Below are 16607 nucleotides of genomic sequence, written 5' to 3'. Positions count from 1 at the left end.
CCTTTTACCCTTCTTACTCCTCTTCCCTTTATTCAATAATCACTTTCACGAAAAATCTCTTCCCCTTCTGAATCAAATGTTCGCCAGATGATAAATTAAAATTCACATCTTTAATAACTTCATTATCAATTTTCACTCCGCCCTGCTCAATTACCCGCCGCGCTTCTGACCTGGAAGTTACTAAACCGGTTTCTTCCAAAATTTCCAAAAGCTTTCTACTTTCTACTTTATAACTTTTTACTTCTTCCGGTATTTCTTTATTGGAAAAAACTTTTATAAAATTAAGCTGAGCCTCATTGGCTGCTTTCTCGCCTTTGTAAATTTTTACAATCTCAAATGCCAATAGTAATTTAAAATTGCGAGGGTTAGTGCCGGTTTGCATTTGCTCTTTCATTTTCTTAATTTCAACCAAGGGAACATCTGTGCAAATTTCAAAAACCTCAATAATCATTTCATCAGGCCAGGACATGATTTTACCAAACATATTTTCAGGACTATCTGATAATTCCACCATATTACCTTCTGTCTTGCCCATTTTTTTGCCATTAGGATCAACTAAAAGTTTAATAGTTAAGACAAACTTTTCTTTGTTTTTTAAAGTTTTCATTAAATCACGGCCAATTAACATGTTAAATGTTTGATCATTTCCCCCAATTTCTAGGTCAACGTCCATAACCACGCTATCATAACCTTGCATCAATGGGTACAAAAATTCATGTAAATAAATTGGTTTGCCTTCCTGCATTCTTTTTTCAAACATGTCGCGTTCCAGCATTCTCTGGACAGTCACTTTTGAACCAAGCTCTAAAGCATCAGATAGCTTTAATTTCTCATGCCATTTTGAATTGTACATTATCTTAATAGGATTTTTATTGCCAAAATCTAAAATACTGCTGGCTTGCTTTTTCCAGCCCTGAAAATTTTTTTCTACTTCTTTTTTGGTAAGCTGTTTTCTGGCAGCTAGCTTGTCAGTCGGATCGCCAATCCTGGCTGTAAAATCGCCAATTAAAAAAATCACTTCATGTCCTAATTTCTGAAATTGAGCCATTTTGCGCAACTGATTGCCATGGCCAATATGTAAATCAGGCCCTGTTGGGTCAAACCCGCAATAAATCCTTATTCTTTTACCTGACATTAAAACTTTTTTCAAAGCGCCTGGTTCTGGATAAACATGTTCCACCCCCCGCCTCAAAATTTCCTCAATTAATTTTTCGTCTATAATAACTTTTGCCATATTTTTTAAATTTATACCCCACTTTCTTGTCCGCCATAGCACAGCGACGGCGGAAGTGGGCAAAAAAATCAATTGCCTGCTAAAGCAGGGCATAAAAAATTTTAATATTTATAACTTAAATTTATCATAAATTCCCTAAATTTACAACAAATTCCTTCTGGAAATATTAGTAGATTCGTATAATATTCGTAGATTAGTATCCTAATAAAAAAGCGACCTGTTTTCACAAGCCGCTTATAATTCCATCGTGCGGACATTTGGCATTAATATCAAATTTCTCCTGCAGCAATGCGCCAAATTCAATAATCACTTTCTGAACCTTAGGAGAACCATAATCAAGAATTTGCAATTTTCTATTTTGATAGGAAAAATTACCATTATTGTCATAATGGTGACCGCGGGCTTCATTGTTAGTGAATATGACAAATTGGTAATGCAAATCATTGATATTGATTTTGGGTTCTGAACCCAGCTTTTGAATGTTAAAGAGCCCCAAAAAGGAAAAATATGTTGGAACACAAAACAGATTCCTGGTTTTCTGGTAAAACCAAAATTCTTGCCAATTTTCCACTATGCCCCTAAAGATCCATTGTCTGAGAGAAATTTCACTGTAAACGGTACTCTTAAATAATTGCCAGTGTAACCATGTTTTGCTGGTAGACATCTTTTTTATTATTTTCCAGGCAGGACGCAAATATATCCGTGGCAGTTTAATCGCAATGTTCAGTTTAGGAATCAGAATCGCAACGCGCCATGTCCCTTTTTTAATTTGCAATGTACTTCACCTCCTTTCTTGTTTTTTTCAAATTACCAAACAAACAACTCCGTGTCAAACTCAAGAGAACAAAAAGCGGCTCATTTGCGAGCCGCCTATTTATTATTATCCTGTAAACTATTTTACTTCATTGTCCCATTAAAAGACACGGGATTTCGCACTTGGCGCAAAAGAGCGTCTAATTCTTTTTTAAACGCTTTAAAATTCTTGCGCTCCTGACGAGTTTCTTTTTCTACACTGCCGTCTGTCTCAGCAATCTCTCCATTTTCACCAATAATTACCAGCAAATTATTCGTTGCCATTTTCCCTCCTTTGTTTAAGTGAACAACTTTTTAATCCGGCCAAACAATGATATTTTCCTTTTGGCTGCTAATTCCCGACAAGCTATTTGTTGGTCGCAATCATCACATGTTTTATCCTCCAAAGGACAATCACTTAATATTTTCCTTTTCTTGTCCATTATTTCCTCCTTGTTCTCTATTCTACGATTTTAAAAAATTTTGTCAATAAAAAAGCAGCTCGTTTTCACAACCCGCTTAATCAATATTCTTTATTCTTAATACTTAATTCTTAATACTTACTACTTAATACTATTTCAAGCTATTCAATTGTTCTTCCAATTTCACCAATTTCTCTTGCTGTTGCTTTAATTTCTCTTGCTCTTTCTCCACCACATCCTTAGGCGCTTTTTTTGTAAACTCTTTATTCTTTAATTTTTGTGCCAAAGATTGCGCATATTTTTTAACGCTGGCAATTTCATTTTCCAAACGAGCTTTTTCTTTTGGCAAATCAACGAGACCCTGCAAATGTAAACAAATCTCACCCACTCCTTCCAAAACATGAGACACAGAATTATCTGGTTTAATTTTCCCGATTTCTAAATTATTCAAACGAGCCAGATAAATTATATTATCAATTTGTTCATTTAATTTTATTTTATCTAAATCTTTCCCAACAATTGTGACCTCAACCTTTTTCGCTGGTTCAATTTTAAAATCAGAGCGCAAATTTCTGATGGTCATGACAATTTCTTCAAATTTATAAAAAGGATACAAAATTTCATCGTAATCCAAAAGCTTATCTGTTTCCTCATGATATTCTCTATCTTTAATGTCAGTAAATAATTCTTTATCAGTCACTAAAGGCCAAGGCTGAATCATCAATAAATCCTCGTCTTCAAAATTTGACCAAATATCTTCTGTCACAAAAGGAATAAACGGATGCCATAAAATTAAAAGTTTTTCCAAAACATAAAGTAAAATTGTCTCAGTATGCACGCCTAATTCTTCATAAGGTTTATCAGGACTTTCTTTGATCTGCAATTTTGATATTTCCAAATACCAGTCAGCCAGATCAGACCAGGTAAATTCGCGCAAAGCCTCAACCGCCCCGGGAAAATTAAATTTATTAATATCTGCTGTCACTTCATTAATCACCAAATCCAATTTTGCCAAAATCCACTGGTCAGCCAGAGTTTCACCATGAGGAATTTCCTCAACTCGCCTGACTTCGCGCACTGAAGTTAAAATATAACGGGATATATTCCAAAGCTTATTCACAAAGTTGCGGCTGCCCTCAACTTTTTCATCATACAAGCGCGAATCAGCACCAGCTGAAGTGCCTGAAATCATGGCCAAACGCAGAGCATCAGTGCCGAATTTTTTAATCATATCCAAAGGATCAACCACATTACCCAAGGATTTGGACATTTTTTTGCCTTTTTCATCGCGCACCAAACCATGTAAATAAACATTTTTAAATGGAATCTGACCGAGCATGAAAGTGGTCTGGATAATCATGCGTGCCACCCAAAAAAATAAAATATCATAACCAGTTTCCATGACTGAAGTCGGATGAAATTCTAAATCCTTAGAACCATTAATCCAATCCTCCCAAGATTTATATTTTTTAAAATCTTTATCTAATAATGTTGAAAAAGTCCACAGCCCAGATGAAAACCAAGTATCCAAAGTATCTTCATCCTGTTTAAATCCTTTTTCTTTTGGCGCTTCTAGCCCAACATAAATTTCCTTACCCCCGTCCTCCGAAGCTTTAGCGGAGGAGGATCTGTACCACACGGGAATCTGATGCCCAAACCAAATCTGGCGGGAAATGCACCAATCGCGCAAATTTTCCAGCCAGTGAAAATAATTTGCTTCAAATCTTTGGGGAATTATTTTTATTTCATTATCCTTCACAACCTGCAAGGCAACTTCTTTGAGAGATTTTTTCTGGAAATATTTATTGCCTTTTAAAGTTATTTTTTTATTGACGTCCACAAACCACTGTAATGAGGGCAGAGGTTCAATCAGTGAATTGCAACGATAACACACGCTCAAATTTTGTTCAACTTCTTCCACCTTGTCCATTAATTTATTTTTTTCCAACCAGGCCACGAATTTTTCTCTGGCTTTTAAAACCGTTAATCCCTCATAATCCTTGCCTGCCTCTTTGGTCATTTTGCCATCCTCGCCTATTACTTTTATCAATGGCAATTTATTTTTTTGGGCAATTTCAAAATCCACAAAAGAATGGGCAGGCGTAACGCCAAGAGCGCCTGTGCCAAATTTGGGGTCAACTGACTCATCAGCCACAATTTTAATTTTCTGTTTGCCATGGCCTAAATCTATTGTAAATGTTTTACCTATAAATTTTTTATAACGCTGGTCTTTGGGATTAACAGCTACTGCAGTATCACCCAATTTTGTTTCAGGCCGGGTAGTGGAAATTGAAATCGGAAAATCTTTTGCATATTTGAAAGTATAAAATTTTGTTTTGGTTGCCACATATTCAACTTCATCATCAGCCAGAGTTGAAGCGCAACGCGGGCACCAATTAACAATGCGATAACCGCGATAGATCAAGCCAGCGTCATGCATTTTCACAAAAGCATATTTAACTACTTGGTTTAAGCCATCATCCAAAGTATAACGTTCACGCGACCAGTCGCAGGATGAGCCCATTTTGCGCACCTGATTATTAATTGTTTTTTTAGATTCCTCTGCAAATTCAGCAACTTTTTTTAAAAATTTTTCTTTTCCCAAATCATAGCGCGTTTTCTTTTCCTCCTTATATAAAATTTTTTCAACTTTAGTTTGGGTGGCGATCGCCGCATGATCAGTGCCTGGCAGCCATAAAGTTTTTTTACCTGCCAGCCGGTTATAACGCGTCATTAAATCCTGATAAGCAAGCATGGAAGCATGGCCGGTATGCAAGGTACCGGTTCTATTTGGCGGCGGCATAGCAATGGAAAAATAATCAGGCCGATTACCTGGCAAATTGTCAGGATTAAAATAACCTGATTCTTCCCATAACTTATAAATTTTATCCTCAACTTCTTTGGGATCGTAGGCCTTGGGGATTTCTTTCATAGTATTGGAGTCGGGCGAAAACACGCATTTGTCCTCGTGTCATTCAGAGCATAGCGTGGAATCCAGAAATCCTAGATTCTTCACTTCGTTCTGAATGACAAATGCGTGTTTTCGCCTGTTTATTTTATATTTATACAAAAATCTTATCATTTTTCCCTCTTCTTGACAAGAAAACCCTATTAAGGTAAAAATAGTTGACAGGATTGCAAAAAGATTATAAGCTTAAAAATCACCTTATTTTTGTCTTTTGAATTTTGACTTTTGGATTTTAACCATATGGGTTTAACACAAAACCAACAAATTTTTGAATTAATTAAAAATAGCCAAAAAATTCTCATAACATTTAAAAAGAATTTTTCAGGCGATGCGATATCCAGTGCCCTGGCTATTTTTTTGCTTTTAAAAAAAATGGATAAGCAGGCTGATATTGTCTGCCATAATTTTTGCCTTGACCAAAATTTCGCCTTTTTGCCAGAAATTAATCAGACAAAATCAGGCCTTGAGGGCTTAAAAAAATTCATTATTTCCCTGGATCTGGCAGCAAATAAAATCAAGGATTTTTCCTATGATGTTAAAGCCAACAAACTGAACATTTATTTGACCCCGGAAAAACTTTTGGATGAAAAAAATATTTCTTTTAAATCTGGGGATTATAAATATGACCTAATAATTATTTTAGATACAGACACCCTGGAATCCCTGGGCGAAATTTATGACCAGCATACTGACTTTTTTTATAGCACCCCGATCATTAATATTGACCACAATCCAGAAAATGAACAGTATGGCCAGATCAATTTGGTAGACCTGACCAAAACTTCAGCCGCAGAAATTATCTTTGATCTGATTGAACATTATGATATAAATTTGCTGGACCAAGAAATTGCTACCTGTCTTTTGACTGGCATGATTTCCAAAACAAAGAGTTTCCGTTCAGCCGCTGTCACTCCGAGAGCCCTAAATATTGCCAGTCAACTCATAATTAACGGAGCTGACCGCGATAAAATTATTCAAAATTTATACCGCACAAAGTCAATCAATACTTTAAGGCTCTGGGGCAAAGTACTCGCGCGCCTTAAAAATGATCCCGAACACAAAATGGCCTGGTCTTATCTGACACAAAAAGATTTTATTGAACTGAACATGCAAAATCCCAATTTACGCGAAGTAATTGAAGAATTAATTACTTCAGCGCCTGAAGCAGAAATCATAATTTTACTTTTTGAGAATCAAAAACAGTCAATTACCGGATTAATTTATACTTCAAAAAATTACGACTCTTTAAATTTAGCTAAATCATTTAATCCCTTTGGCACAAAAACCATGGCTACATTTGAGATCTCCAAGCCCAATCTGGCAGAAGCTAGCAAAGAAGTTATTGAAAGCGTAAAAATGAATTTACAGAAATAAAAAATGACTCCCAAATTGAATAAGTCATTTTTTATATATTTTGATCAAATTCTTCTTTAGTGCAAACTTCTGAATCTACCAATTTCTGCATTAATTCTTTGATAAGGTGCTTATTAACTTCATTGTGTAAAAAAGGTAACGGGAAAGGTCTTTCCCAAAAAACATATTTTATTAAAATCTGATGCTTGCCTCCATGTTTAATTTCAATCCCTTGTTTTTTTACAAGCCATCTCAATAAACATTTTTTTATTTTATTCCGCTTTACATTTGCATATTCCCCCATAAATCTCAAACATTAACTAATTGCCTCTCCAGACTGATCTCTCCAGCAATAATACCATTATTTCTCAGTCTTTCATATTCATTGGATTTCGGAGTAAATTTCTTAGGACTTAATATTTCAAAATATTCTGGGGGGATTTCATAAACTGAAAAAACAGCGTCATTTACCATATCAATAAATTCATCGGCATTTCTGCCTTGGGTCATAAATTTATTACCCTCAGCGTTGATTTGACCAATAATATATTTCCCATCTCTAAACCAACTTACCTCAATTTCTTGAGGAAGTTTATTCCAATATGCTTCTGCTGCTTCTCTATAAAGAGGAGCCTTAAATTTGCTAAAAATATTAAACATAAGTGGGTTGTCTATCTAAAGGATACCATAATTACTCAAAGTTATCAAACCTTAATTAGTTTCATTAAATTTGGTGGGCAATAGTGGAATCGAACCACTGACCTCATCGACGTCAACGATGCGCTCTAACCAGCTGAGCTAATTGCCCTTAAATGAATGTGACTTAATCTAAATTTTTAAAATACTTGTCTGCAATTAGCGAAGCTGGTTATCATCCATAAAGTCCATAACATTATTTACTGCCTGCCCACCGAAGCATCAGCGTAGGTGGGAGCTAATTGCCCCGGTATGCGCGTGGATGGATTTGAACCATCGACATCTACCTTATAAGGGTAGCGCTCTAACCACTGAGCTACACGCGCTTAATTATTTAAAATCTTAGCACCAAATTAAATTTTTTTCAATGGTCTCTACTTATATGCTATGATTATTATAACAATCTCTAATAATTTATCATAATGGCTAACAAAGTAAAAAATCTAAAAACATATAATTTTAATCTCCCTCAAGAATTAATCGCCCAAAAGCCTGTTTCTCCTCAGGATAAATGCAGGCTTTTAGTTTTAGATGGAAAAACTAAAAAGATTATAGACGACAAATTTTTAAACTTGCCAAATTACCTACAGACAGGTGATGTTTTAGTTTTTAATAATTCCAAAGTTATTCCTGCGCGCCTAATTGGCAAAAAAAATACCGGCGGCAAAGTGGAGATTTTACTCCTGCGCCAGATCAAAGAAAACATCTGGGAATGTTTAGTCGGCAATTTGCCAATAAAAAAACAAATCAACACGGAATTAAAATTTTCCCGATACTTAAACGGAGAGATAATTAGTCGCCAAAATGATACTGCTCGGATTAAATTCAATCTTTCTGGGCAGAAATTAATGGCTCAAATCTTTAAACTTGGGCAAATGCCCACTCCCCCGTACATCAAGCGACTTTCTAAACAAAATGAATACCAAACTTTTTTTGCCAAAAAACTTGGTTCTGTGGCCGCGCCAACCGCAGGACTGCATTTCACACCTAGAATATTTAAACAACTAAAGCAAAAAGGCATCCAAATTGAATTTGTAACTTTGCACGTTGGTTTAGGCACATTCCAACCAATCAAATCAGAAGATATAACCAAACACCAAATCCACGAAGAATATTTTGAGCTGGATATACAAACTGCCAAACGGCTTAATCAAGCAAAAAAAGCCAATCGCCGCATTATCGCAATCGGCACAACATCAGTTCGAGTTTTGGAATCCTGTTCAGAAATCTGCAATCAGCAATCAGCAATCCGTTCTAAAAAGGGTTATACCAAAATCTACATTTACCCCGGCTACAAATTCAAATTTATTGACGCTATTACCACTAACTTCCATCTCCCCAAATCAAGTTTGTTTCTTTTGGTCAGTGCTTTTGCTGGAACAGAATTTATTAAAAAATCTTATCAGCATGCCATAAGAAAAAAATATCGTTTTTTTTCATTTGGGGATGTCATGCTAATAAAATAAAAAGCGCCTAGTAACTAGACGCTTATTTTATGCGGCACAATGTAACTGTGCTTATATATGGTAAGTGTGGGTTCTCAAACTGGAGTGGATAGCCAAGTGATGCTTTTGGCAAAGGGGGCATTTTACCACCCAAAAGCTAAATCCCATTCCGCCTCTGCTCGCCTCTTGATCCTTGTAAGAAGTCTGCTCCATTTCAGCTGTAATCGTGAAAGTTTTTTCGCCGCATTTCACCTCGAGCCCGATTAAGTCCGAAAAAGGAAATCCTCTTTCCTCTCTGTCCATCCAGGCGTCGAGTTCTGTCTTTTTTTTCAAAATCCTCAGAAAGACAAACAAACGCTTTAGCCAATTAAACTTTCTCATTTTTTCCTCCTCCTTCCTCGTTTTTAGGTGTCTTTTGATCAAAAACAATTTTTATCATCTTCCAGGATTTCTTCAATTGTTCCTATTATCGGTCCGAAGATATCCAAACCACAATTTATTTCAAAATATTGATCGGAGCGATTTGGACTCTTTATATACCAGAAGTAAAGTTTCTCCGGTATTTCATGATATCTCTGGATCGCACTTTTTTCCATCTCAGGGGTAATTACAAATGATTCTTCGCCATGTCCAACAATTAACCCGACTAGGTCTGAAAAAGGGAAACCCCTTTCATTACGATGCCAAAATTTTTCAAATTCAGGATCGCTTTCAAGTGCAAAGCCAAAAAAGTTTAAAAACCGTTCCCACAAACTCTTTTTCTTCATTTTTTCCTCCTCGTTTGATATTTAATAACCTCAATTATTCGGATTTAAAATCATATCATACTTTTTAATTAGTGTCAATGTTTTTTTGCTAAGACAACTTGTTTTTTCGCTAAAAATCAAGTAAGATTGAAATAGATGACTATTAAAAATAACGAACAACTAATTACCCATTTTCTCAAGGATTTTGCCAATGATCCAAATTTTTTATTTACCAAAAAATTACTTAAAAAATTCAAGGATTCGGAAATCTATCTTGTTGGCGGTAAAGTGCGCGATATTTTGTTACAACGAGAATCTTATGATTATGATTTTGTAGTTAGAAATGTCACAGCCAAAGATTTGGAAAAATTTTTAAGCAAAGAAGGCACTGTTAATTTAGTCGGCAAATCTTTTGGCGTGTTCAAGTTTGTTCCTGGCCTCGGCTTGAAATCAAAATCTTTAAAAGCTGAAAATAGGAAAGAAAACGGCCAAGACGGGCCAAAAAAGTACACGGGCTTAGAACCCATTGATATTGCCTTGCCCAGAACAGAACATTCTTTCAATACTGGCGGGTACCGTGATTTTGACATTCAGTCAGATCCGAAATTGCCAATTGCCAAAGATTTAGAACGGCGCGATTTTACCATCAATTCCATGGCTTTAAACTTAAAGACCAATGAACTGATTGATCCTTTTTTAGGACAAGAAGATATTTTAAGCAAAACAATAAAAACAGTCGGCCGGCCAGAAGACAGATTCCAGGAAGATTATACACGCATGTTGCGCGCCATCCGTTTTTCAGTCCAATTATATTTTAAAATTGAACAAGCAACTTATCTTACAATCCAAAAAATGTCGCCTAAAATTAAAGATATTCCAGCTGAAAGAATTACTGAAGAATTGAATAAGATCATTATGTCGCCAAACGCTGAATTTGGCTTGCAGCTTTTACAAAAATCAAATCTTTTAAAATACATCATCCCTGAATTAGAATCTGGCGTGGGCGTTTCTCAAAACAAAAGCCACATTTACAGTGTTTTCACCCATTGTGTTAAAGCCTTGGGTTTTGCCGCTGAACGCAATTATAGTTTGAATGTGCGTTTGGCTGCCTTATTCCATGACATTGCAAAACCCCAGGTAAAAAAAGGCGAAGGCCCTGACAGCACATTTTATAATCATGACATTGTGGGCGCAAAAATTACACGAAAAATTTTACAAAGATTAAAATATTCTAATGAAACAATTGATAAAGTTTCCCATCTGGTCCGCCATCATATGTTTTTTTATTCTCTCGGCACAATTACTGACGCTGCTATCAGAAGATTATTAGTCAGAATAGGGTCAGATAACATTAATGAAGCAATTCAAGTGCGCATCTGTGATCGTTTGGGCATGGGCAGACCCAAAGCCAAACCTTATAAACTAATTGAATTAGAACAACGTTTGCACGCAGTCCAATTAGATCCGATTTCCGTTAAAATGTTAAAAGTTAAAGGCGATGAACTGATGAAATTATTAAATATCAAACCTGGTCCGAAGATTGGCCTGCTTTTGAATGCACTTTTGGCTGAAGTTTTGGAAGATCCGAAAAAAAATAAAAAAGCTTATTTGCAAAAAAAATTAAAAGATTTGAATAAACTTTCAGATTCAGAATTAAAAGAATTAGCGCCACAGCTGGAAAAATACGAAGAGGAACGAAAAAAACAATATTTCTCTAAGATTAAATGGGTGGAATAATTTTGGGAAGCCATAAGCCTGGCATAGGCCGATATATATTAGATAAAAATTGGAAAACATTTTTAAACAATGCCAAGGTCTTGCCAATAAGCGATTAAGCCATTGGCTAAATGAATATTTAAAAAACTTTCCAAGAACTAATGCCTAATGGCTTTATGGCTATTGGCTAAAATCAATGCAAAATAAACTTGAATATAAATCTCCACAATTAAAAAAAGAAGTAAACAAATTACCAGATATGGAAAAAATGTTAGCTTCCTTTGCCCAAAAAATTGAAAAGGAGCCGGACTTAAAATTTCTTCAAGATTTTTATAAAAAATTTCCTGAGTCTAATATTTATTTGGTTGGTGGCATGGTGCGTGACGCAGCCCTGGGCATTAAGAAAATGGCTAAAGATTTTGATTTTGTGGTTAATAAAATTGATTTGGATTCCCTGACAAAATTTTTGGAAACAAAAGGAAGTGTTGATTTAGTTGGCCGTAATTTCGGGGTCCTAAAATTTCTACCCAAAGATTCAAATCTGGAAGAGCCTATTGATATTGCCCTGCCCCGCACTGAGTTTTCAACAGGCCAGGGTGGCGGCTATAAAGATTTTGAAGTCCAGTCAGATCCTAATTTAAAAATTGAAGAAGATTTATCGCGCCGTGATTTAACCATCAATGCTTTAGCCCTGGATTTAAAAAATAAAAAAATAATCGATCCTTTTGGCGGAATGAAAAATTTGGCCAATGGCGAAATTAAAGCTGTTTTAAAACCAGAAGATCGCTTTAAAGAAGATTATTCTCGGATGCTTCGCGCTTTACGTTTTGCCACTAGATTTGATTTTACGATAGAAAAAAGCACCTGGCAGGCAATTATTGCCTTGGCACCCAAAATTAATCAGACGCGTAAAAATAAAGCCAATAAAACAGAACGTATTGTGCCGACTGAAACAATCGCCAAAGAATTTTTAAAATCTTTAAGCGTTCAGCCTGTAAGGACTCTGGAACTGTATGAACAAAGCGGACTTATAAAAGAATTAATGCCTGAAATACTTGCTCTCAAAGGCTGCGAACAGCCCAAAGAATTTCACAGCGAAGGTGATGTCTGGCAACACACACTTTTATGCTTAAAAAATCTCCAATCGCCTGAATTTAAAAAACAATTTAAGGACAAGCCCCCGCTTGAGGTTATTGTGGCGGTCTTATTCCATGACATTGATAAGCCAAATGCCCAAGTCTATAATAATGACAAAAAAAGATTTACTTTCCCGAGCCATGAAAAAACCAGTGCTGATCTGGCTGTTCAAATCGCCAGCCGTTTAACTTTTGCCAGTTATAACGGCTTAATTGATTATGATAATTTAAAGTGGCTTATTACCAATCATATGATCAGCAAAGCTGAAAAACCCAGAGCGATGAAAGCTACCAAATTAGAGAAATTATTTTTTACTACTCCCGATATGGGCAAAAAACTTTTAATGCTTTGTTTTGCCGATGATATTTCTTGCCTCACTCCAACAGGACCAAATCTTGAAGGCTTCAAAACACTTAACCATCGCCTAACAGAATTAAAAGAACTTAGTAAGTCAAAAAAAATCTTGCCCGCACCTTTAATTAACGGCTTTGATATAATTACTGAATTTAAATTAAAGCCAGGGCCAAAAATTGGCAGATTGCTAAATTTAGTCCGCGAAGCTCAGCTAAATGGTGAAATTACTACTAAAGAAGGCGCTTTAGATTTAATAAGAAATAATTTTTCTAAATATGAAAATAATAATTAAAGACAAAGACAAAAACCAGCGTTTAGACAAATTTCTCACCGCCAAATTACCAATCTCCCGCTCCCAAATCCAAAAACTAATTAAAGCGGGTACTATTTTAGTTAATAATAAAAAAAGCTCTGTCCATAATTTTTTACAGCCAGGCGATCAAATAAATATCCCCAGTAAAGAAATCAAAAAATTAACCGCTATAAAAAGCTTAGAGCCGAACAAAAAAGTAAAATTTAAAATAGTATATGAAGATGACAATATTTTAGTAATTGACAAGCCAGCCGGACTTTTGGTTCATCCGACTGAAAAAATGGAGCCAGATACTTTAGTCAATGGCCTTTTGGCTAGATATCCGGAAATTGCCAAGGTGGGCGATGATAAATTAAGGCCTGGCATTGTTCATCGTCTGGATAAAGCAGTTTCTGGCTTGATTCTTGTCTGCAAAACGCAAAAGGCTTTTGATTATTTTAAAAATTTATTTCAAAAAAGAAAAGTCAAAAAAATTTATACAGCTCTTGTCCATGGCCAGATGGCAAGGCCAGAAGGTGAAATCAATCTGCCGATTGAACGCGCCAAAGGCAAAGGTAAAATGGCAGTTAAATCAATTGCTGAAGGCGGCAAAGAAGCCTTAACCAAATACACAATAATAAAGCAATTCAAAAATTTCAGTTTATTGGAAGTGGAAATTTTAACCGGCCGCACCCACCAAATCCGCGCCCATTTAAACGCTATTCAACATCCGATTGTCGGCGACAAACTGTACAAACAAAAATGGGTTAAAGAAGGATTAGATTTGGATCGGCCGTTTTTGCATTCAACCATTTTAAGCTTTAAAAATCTGGATGGCAAAAAACTAGAATTCAAATCAAAATTGCCGCTTAAACTGCAGAAAATAATTAAAGAATTAAAATAACAAATAATTTATACCCTGCTTTAGCAGGCAAATTAAAAATGAGATTTTATCTTGACCATAATTATTATTTTATCACGTGCAGAACATTTAATCGGGAATCTTTCTTTTCAGAAGATGATCTTAAACAATTACTTTTAGATAAAATATTAGAAACTTCAAAAAATTTTGAATTTAAAATAGATGCCTATAGCATCTTATCAAATCACTACCATTTACTTTTCTATCTATTTAAGGGCTTAGAATTGAAAGAAATCATCCAGAGAATAAATGGCGGAATTTCTTATGAATTAAATAAGTTTGGTAAAAAATATTCTTCGATCTGGGAGCCATATCACAATAAAAATATATCCGATGAAGAAGCTTATTTTAATGTTATGGGTTATATAATTGGAAATCCTTTTAAACATGGTTTAGTTAAAAGTATTAGCGAATTAAAGAATTATAAATTCTGTAATTACAATGAGAAAGCTCAAGAATTCGGTGAAGATGGTATAGATGAAATAATCTGTAGAGTTAAAAATTTAAATTGGGAAATAAATTAATAATTTCCACTGCCCACTAAAGTGGGGTATAAATAATTTTATATAAATATGTCCAAACAACAATTAATCATCACAATCTCAGGCGCTCCTGGCAGCGGCAAAAGCACAATTGCCCAGCTTTTGGCTGAAAAATTAAAAGCGAACCGCATTTATGTCGGCGCGATCAGGCGTGAATTAGCCAGAGAGAAAGGCCTGAATTTAGAACAATTAAACCAATATGCCTTGACCCATCCGGAAACAGATGTTGATGTTGACCAAAAAATAGCCCAAGAAGCCAGAGAAACTGCGAAAACTAATACGGTCATTGTTGAGGGACGCACCCAATTTTATTTTTTGCCTGAATCTTTTAAAATTTATATAAAATGCGATCTAAATGAAGGCGCCAAAAGAATCTGGCAACAGCTCCAAAATGAAACAGATTCCAAAAAACGTAACGAGACTAAAGCAAAGTCTTTAACCGAATTAAAAAAATCAATCAGAGATCGCATCGCGAACGATAGACAACGCTATAAAAAATATTATAAGATTGACCACACGGATGAATCTCATTATGATTTAGTAATTGATACCACCAAAATTACTGCCAAGCAAGCAACAGCTATAATTCTCAAGAATTTACCTAAAATCTGACCATTTGCATGCGAGCGACAAGGACTTGACGGAACAGGGCTCTTGTTGTAAACTAAGAATACAAATCCTTTCGGATTTATTTTTATTTAGAAATTGGGAATTGGCCCTCGCCAACCGTAGTTGGCTACGGCCAACGAAGGTTGGTAATAGAAAATTTGTTATACAAAAAATTAAAATATTTTCCAATCCCTAATTTCTAGTTTCTAATTTCTAATATCCAATATTATGCCCAAGAAAAAAATTATTGAAAAACAAATTATTGATAAAAATGCAGTCCAACCAGGCATGGTTGTGCGCATTCATCAAAAAATTAAAGATGTGACGGCTAAAGGCGAGGAAAAAGAAAGAATCCAGGTTTATGAAGGTTTGGTCATTGCCAAAAAACATGGCAAGGAGCAAGGCGCCACCATTACTGTCCGCAAAATTAGCGAAGGCATTGGCGTGGAAAAAATCTTTCCTTTATATTCTCCTCTGGTTGACAAAATTGAACTGGTTGACCAAAAAGCTGTCAGGCGCGCAAAACTTTATTACACCCGCGATTATAAAAAACGATTAAAATCTACTTCAGAGAAAAAAGCAAAATAAAAAATTCCCAATAGAAAAAGACGTCCCATTTTGTGGGGCGCCTTTATTTTTTGCTGTAAATAGTTAGAATGTGAATTTTAGGCTTGTCCTTAGGAAAACAATTTCTCCTGGCAAAGCAGGCGTTCCATCATAGGCGACCCAAAAACGCAAAAATTTAAATTGCACAAATGGGCCATAAGCCAGCTCGCCGAATTGGCCGTTTTCCAGATTGCCAAAAGCTTCAATGGCGCCGCCGATAGATACATCATCCTTGAATAATCGTGAAGCTTCCATTGTGGCAAATAGCTGGTGCGGTTGGTTCTGCAAAGTAACGTAATAATCCACTTCGGCAAAAACATCGTTTTTGCCAAAAGGATAATCCAACCACAGAGAATTTATCACCGAAGATCCAGCCGAATCGCTGTAGATACCGGTTAAAACATACGCATCCAGCTGATTGAATAGCCTGAACCTTGGTCCGAGATATGAGAAGATCAAGGTAAAGTCATCGCTCACGTTGCCAAAAACGCAAGCATGCGCGTACATGGAACTTTTCCCCTCGTCGCCAAATTTCCAAAAGCTGTGATTCAGGCTCACCTGATATTGGCCCACATACCTCGGGTTGTGTTCGGCTCCGTAGGAGACGTTTTCTCCAAGACCCAACACCAGAATAAAAACCGCAATCAGAATAAACGCAATCTTTTTCACTTTCTTTTCCTCCTTTTTTCTGTCAAATAGCTTGACTTTATACTTTAGCAAATCTAATCAATAATGTCAATAGAATAGAAAAAGGGATGATTTCTCATCCCTAA

General features: G+C 35.7%; 18 protein-coding genes and 2 tRNA genes. 8 read left to right on the top strand and 12 right to left on the bottom strand.

What is annotated here, in order from left to right:
- Positions 1-28: 28 nt before the first annotated feature.
- From tyrS to WC460_00175, 5 genes are all read right to left on the bottom strand, one after another.
- Positions 29-1234 (bottom strand): tyrosine--tRNA ligase, encoded by a 1206-nt coding sequence (gene tyrS / locus WC460_00195; GenBank protein ID MFA5187766.1) that lies wholly within the window; start codon positions 1232-1234, stop codon positions 29-31.
- Positions 1235-1457: 223 nt separating this feature from the next.
- Positions 1458-2009 (bottom strand): hypothetical protein, encoded by a 552-nt coding sequence (locus WC460_00190; GenBank protein MFA5187765.1) that lies wholly within the window; start codon positions 2007-2009, stop codon positions 1458-1460.
- Between the two features lie 122 nt (positions 2010-2131).
- Positions 2132-2311 carry a hypothetical protein gene (locus WC460_00185; protein MFA5187764.1) on the bottom strand — a complete coding sequence of 60 codons (180 nt, stop codon included), beginning with the start codon at positions 2309-2311 and terminating at the stop codon, positions 2132-2134.
- A gap of 14 nt (positions 2312-2325) precedes the next feature.
- A complete protein-coding gene (locus tag WC460_00180) occupies positions 2326-2469 on the bottom strand; it encodes a hypothetical protein (GenBank protein ID MFA5187763.1) in 144 nt (47 codons plus the stop codon).
- 130 nt (positions 2470-2599) lie between these two features.
- Positions 2600-5380: a valine--tRNA ligase gene (locus tag WC460_00175; GenBank protein ID MFA5187762.1), complete on the bottom strand. Its 2781-nt coding sequence runs from the start codon at positions 5378-5380 to the stop codon at positions 2600-2602.
- 276 nt (positions 5381-5656) lie between these two features.
- On the opposite strand from WC460_00175, the gene WC460_00170 reads away from it, so the two are divergent.
- Complete coding sequence (locus WC460_00170) at positions 5657-6790, top strand: DHH family phosphoesterase (GenBank protein MFA5187761.1); 1134 nt, start codon at positions 5657-5659, stop codon at positions 6788-6790.
- A 31-nt stretch (positions 6791-6821) separates the two neighbouring features.
- Here WC460_00170 and WC460_00165 read toward each other — a convergent pair whose 3' ends face one another.
- The 4 genes from WC460_00165 to WC460_00150 form a co-directional block, all read right to left on the bottom strand.
- Positions 6822-7073, bottom strand: coding sequence for a hypothetical protein (locus WC460_00165; protein ID MFA5187760.1), 252 nt, complete (start codon positions 7071-7073; stop codon positions 6822-6824).
- 5 nt (positions 7074-7078) lie between these two features.
- The gene (locus WC460_00160; protein MFA5187759.1) at positions 7079-7429 is read right to left on the bottom strand and encodes a hypothetical protein; all 351 of its coding nucleotides are present in this window, start codon (positions 7427-7429) and stop codon (positions 7079-7081) included.
- Between the two features lie 71 nt (positions 7430-7500).
- Positions 7501-7577: transfer RNA gene (locus WC460_00155), tRNA-Val, on the bottom strand.
- A gap of 141 nt (positions 7578-7718) precedes the next feature.
- Positions 7719-7791, bottom strand: a tRNA-Ile gene (locus WC460_00150).
- A gap of 96 nt (positions 7792-7887) precedes the next feature.
- Here WC460_00150 and queA point away from each other — a divergent pair.
- Entirely contained in the window at positions 7888-8931 is a 1044-nt protein-coding gene (queA, locus tag WC460_00145; GenBank protein ID MFA5187758.1) for a tRNA preQ1(34) S-adenosylmethionine ribosyltransferase-isomerase QueA, read from the top strand.
- Between the two features lie 51 nt (positions 8932-8982).
- On the opposite strand, the gene WC460_00140 is transcribed toward queA, so the two are convergent.
- Positions 8983-9291 carry a hypothetical protein gene (locus WC460_00140; GenBank protein MFA5187757.1) on the bottom strand — a complete coding sequence of 103 codons (309 nt, stop codon included), beginning with the start codon at positions 9289-9291 and terminating at the stop codon, positions 8983-8985.
- A gap of 38 nt (positions 9292-9329) precedes the next feature.
- Positions 9330-9677: a hypothetical protein gene (locus WC460_00135; GenBank protein MFA5187756.1), complete on the bottom strand. Its 348-nt coding sequence runs from the start codon at positions 9675-9677 to the stop codon at positions 9330-9332.
- Between the two features lie 135 nt (positions 9678-9812).
- Here WC460_00135 and WC460_00130 point away from each other — a divergent pair, with 135 nt between their 5' ends.
- The 6 genes from WC460_00130 (at position 9813) to rplS (ending at position 15816) form a co-directional block, all read left to right on the top strand.
- Positions 9813-11393: a CCA tRNA nucleotidyltransferase gene (locus WC460_00130; protein MFA5187755.1), complete on the top strand. Its 1581-nt coding sequence runs from the start codon at positions 9813-9815 to the stop codon at positions 11391-11393.
- Positions 11394-11631: 238 nt separating this feature from the next.
- Positions 11632-13155 (top strand): HD domain-containing protein, encoded by a 1524-nt coding sequence (locus tag WC460_00125; protein ID MFA5187754.1) that lies wholly within the window; start codon positions 11632-11634, stop codon positions 13153-13155.
- A complete protein-coding gene (locus WC460_00120; protein ID MFA5187753.1) occupies positions 13139-14059 on the top strand; it encodes an RluA family pseudouridine synthase in 921 nt (306 codons plus the stop codon). Before WC460_00125 ends, WC460_00120 begins: the two co-directional genes overlap by 17 nt.
- Before the next feature lie 38 nt (positions 14060-14097).
- Positions 14098-14601, top strand: a complete 504-nt coding sequence (locus tag WC460_00115) for a transposase (GenBank protein ID MFA5187752.1) — start codon at positions 14098-14100, stop codon at positions 14599-14601.
- Positions 14602-14649: 48 nt separating this feature from the next.
- Positions 14650-15231, top strand: a complete 582-nt coding sequence (locus WC460_00110) for a cytidylate kinase family protein (protein ID MFA5187751.1) — start codon at positions 14650-14652, stop codon at positions 15229-15231.
- Between the two features lie 225 nt (positions 15232-15456).
- Positions 15457-15816 carry a 50S ribosomal protein L19 gene (gene rplS / locus WC460_00105; GenBank protein MFA5187750.1) on the top strand — a complete coding sequence of 120 codons (360 nt, stop codon included), beginning with the start codon at positions 15457-15459 and terminating at the stop codon, positions 15814-15816.
- A gap of 63 nt (positions 15817-15879) precedes the next feature.
- Here rplS and WC460_00100 read toward each other — a convergent pair whose 3' ends face one another.
- Positions 15880-16503, bottom strand: coding sequence for a hypothetical protein (locus WC460_00100; GenBank protein MFA5187749.1), 624 nt, complete (start codon positions 16501-16503; stop codon positions 15880-15882).
- Between the last annotated feature and the right edge of the window lie 104 nt (positions 16504-16607).

Source organism: Patescibacteria group bacterium (assembly GCA_041651155.1).
GTDB lineage: Bacteria > Patescibacteriota > Patescibacteriia > CAIXNZ01 > CAIXNZ01 > JAPLYF01.
Note: the sequence above shows the minus strand (reverse complement) of the source record. Positions and strands in the feature narration are given on the sequence as shown.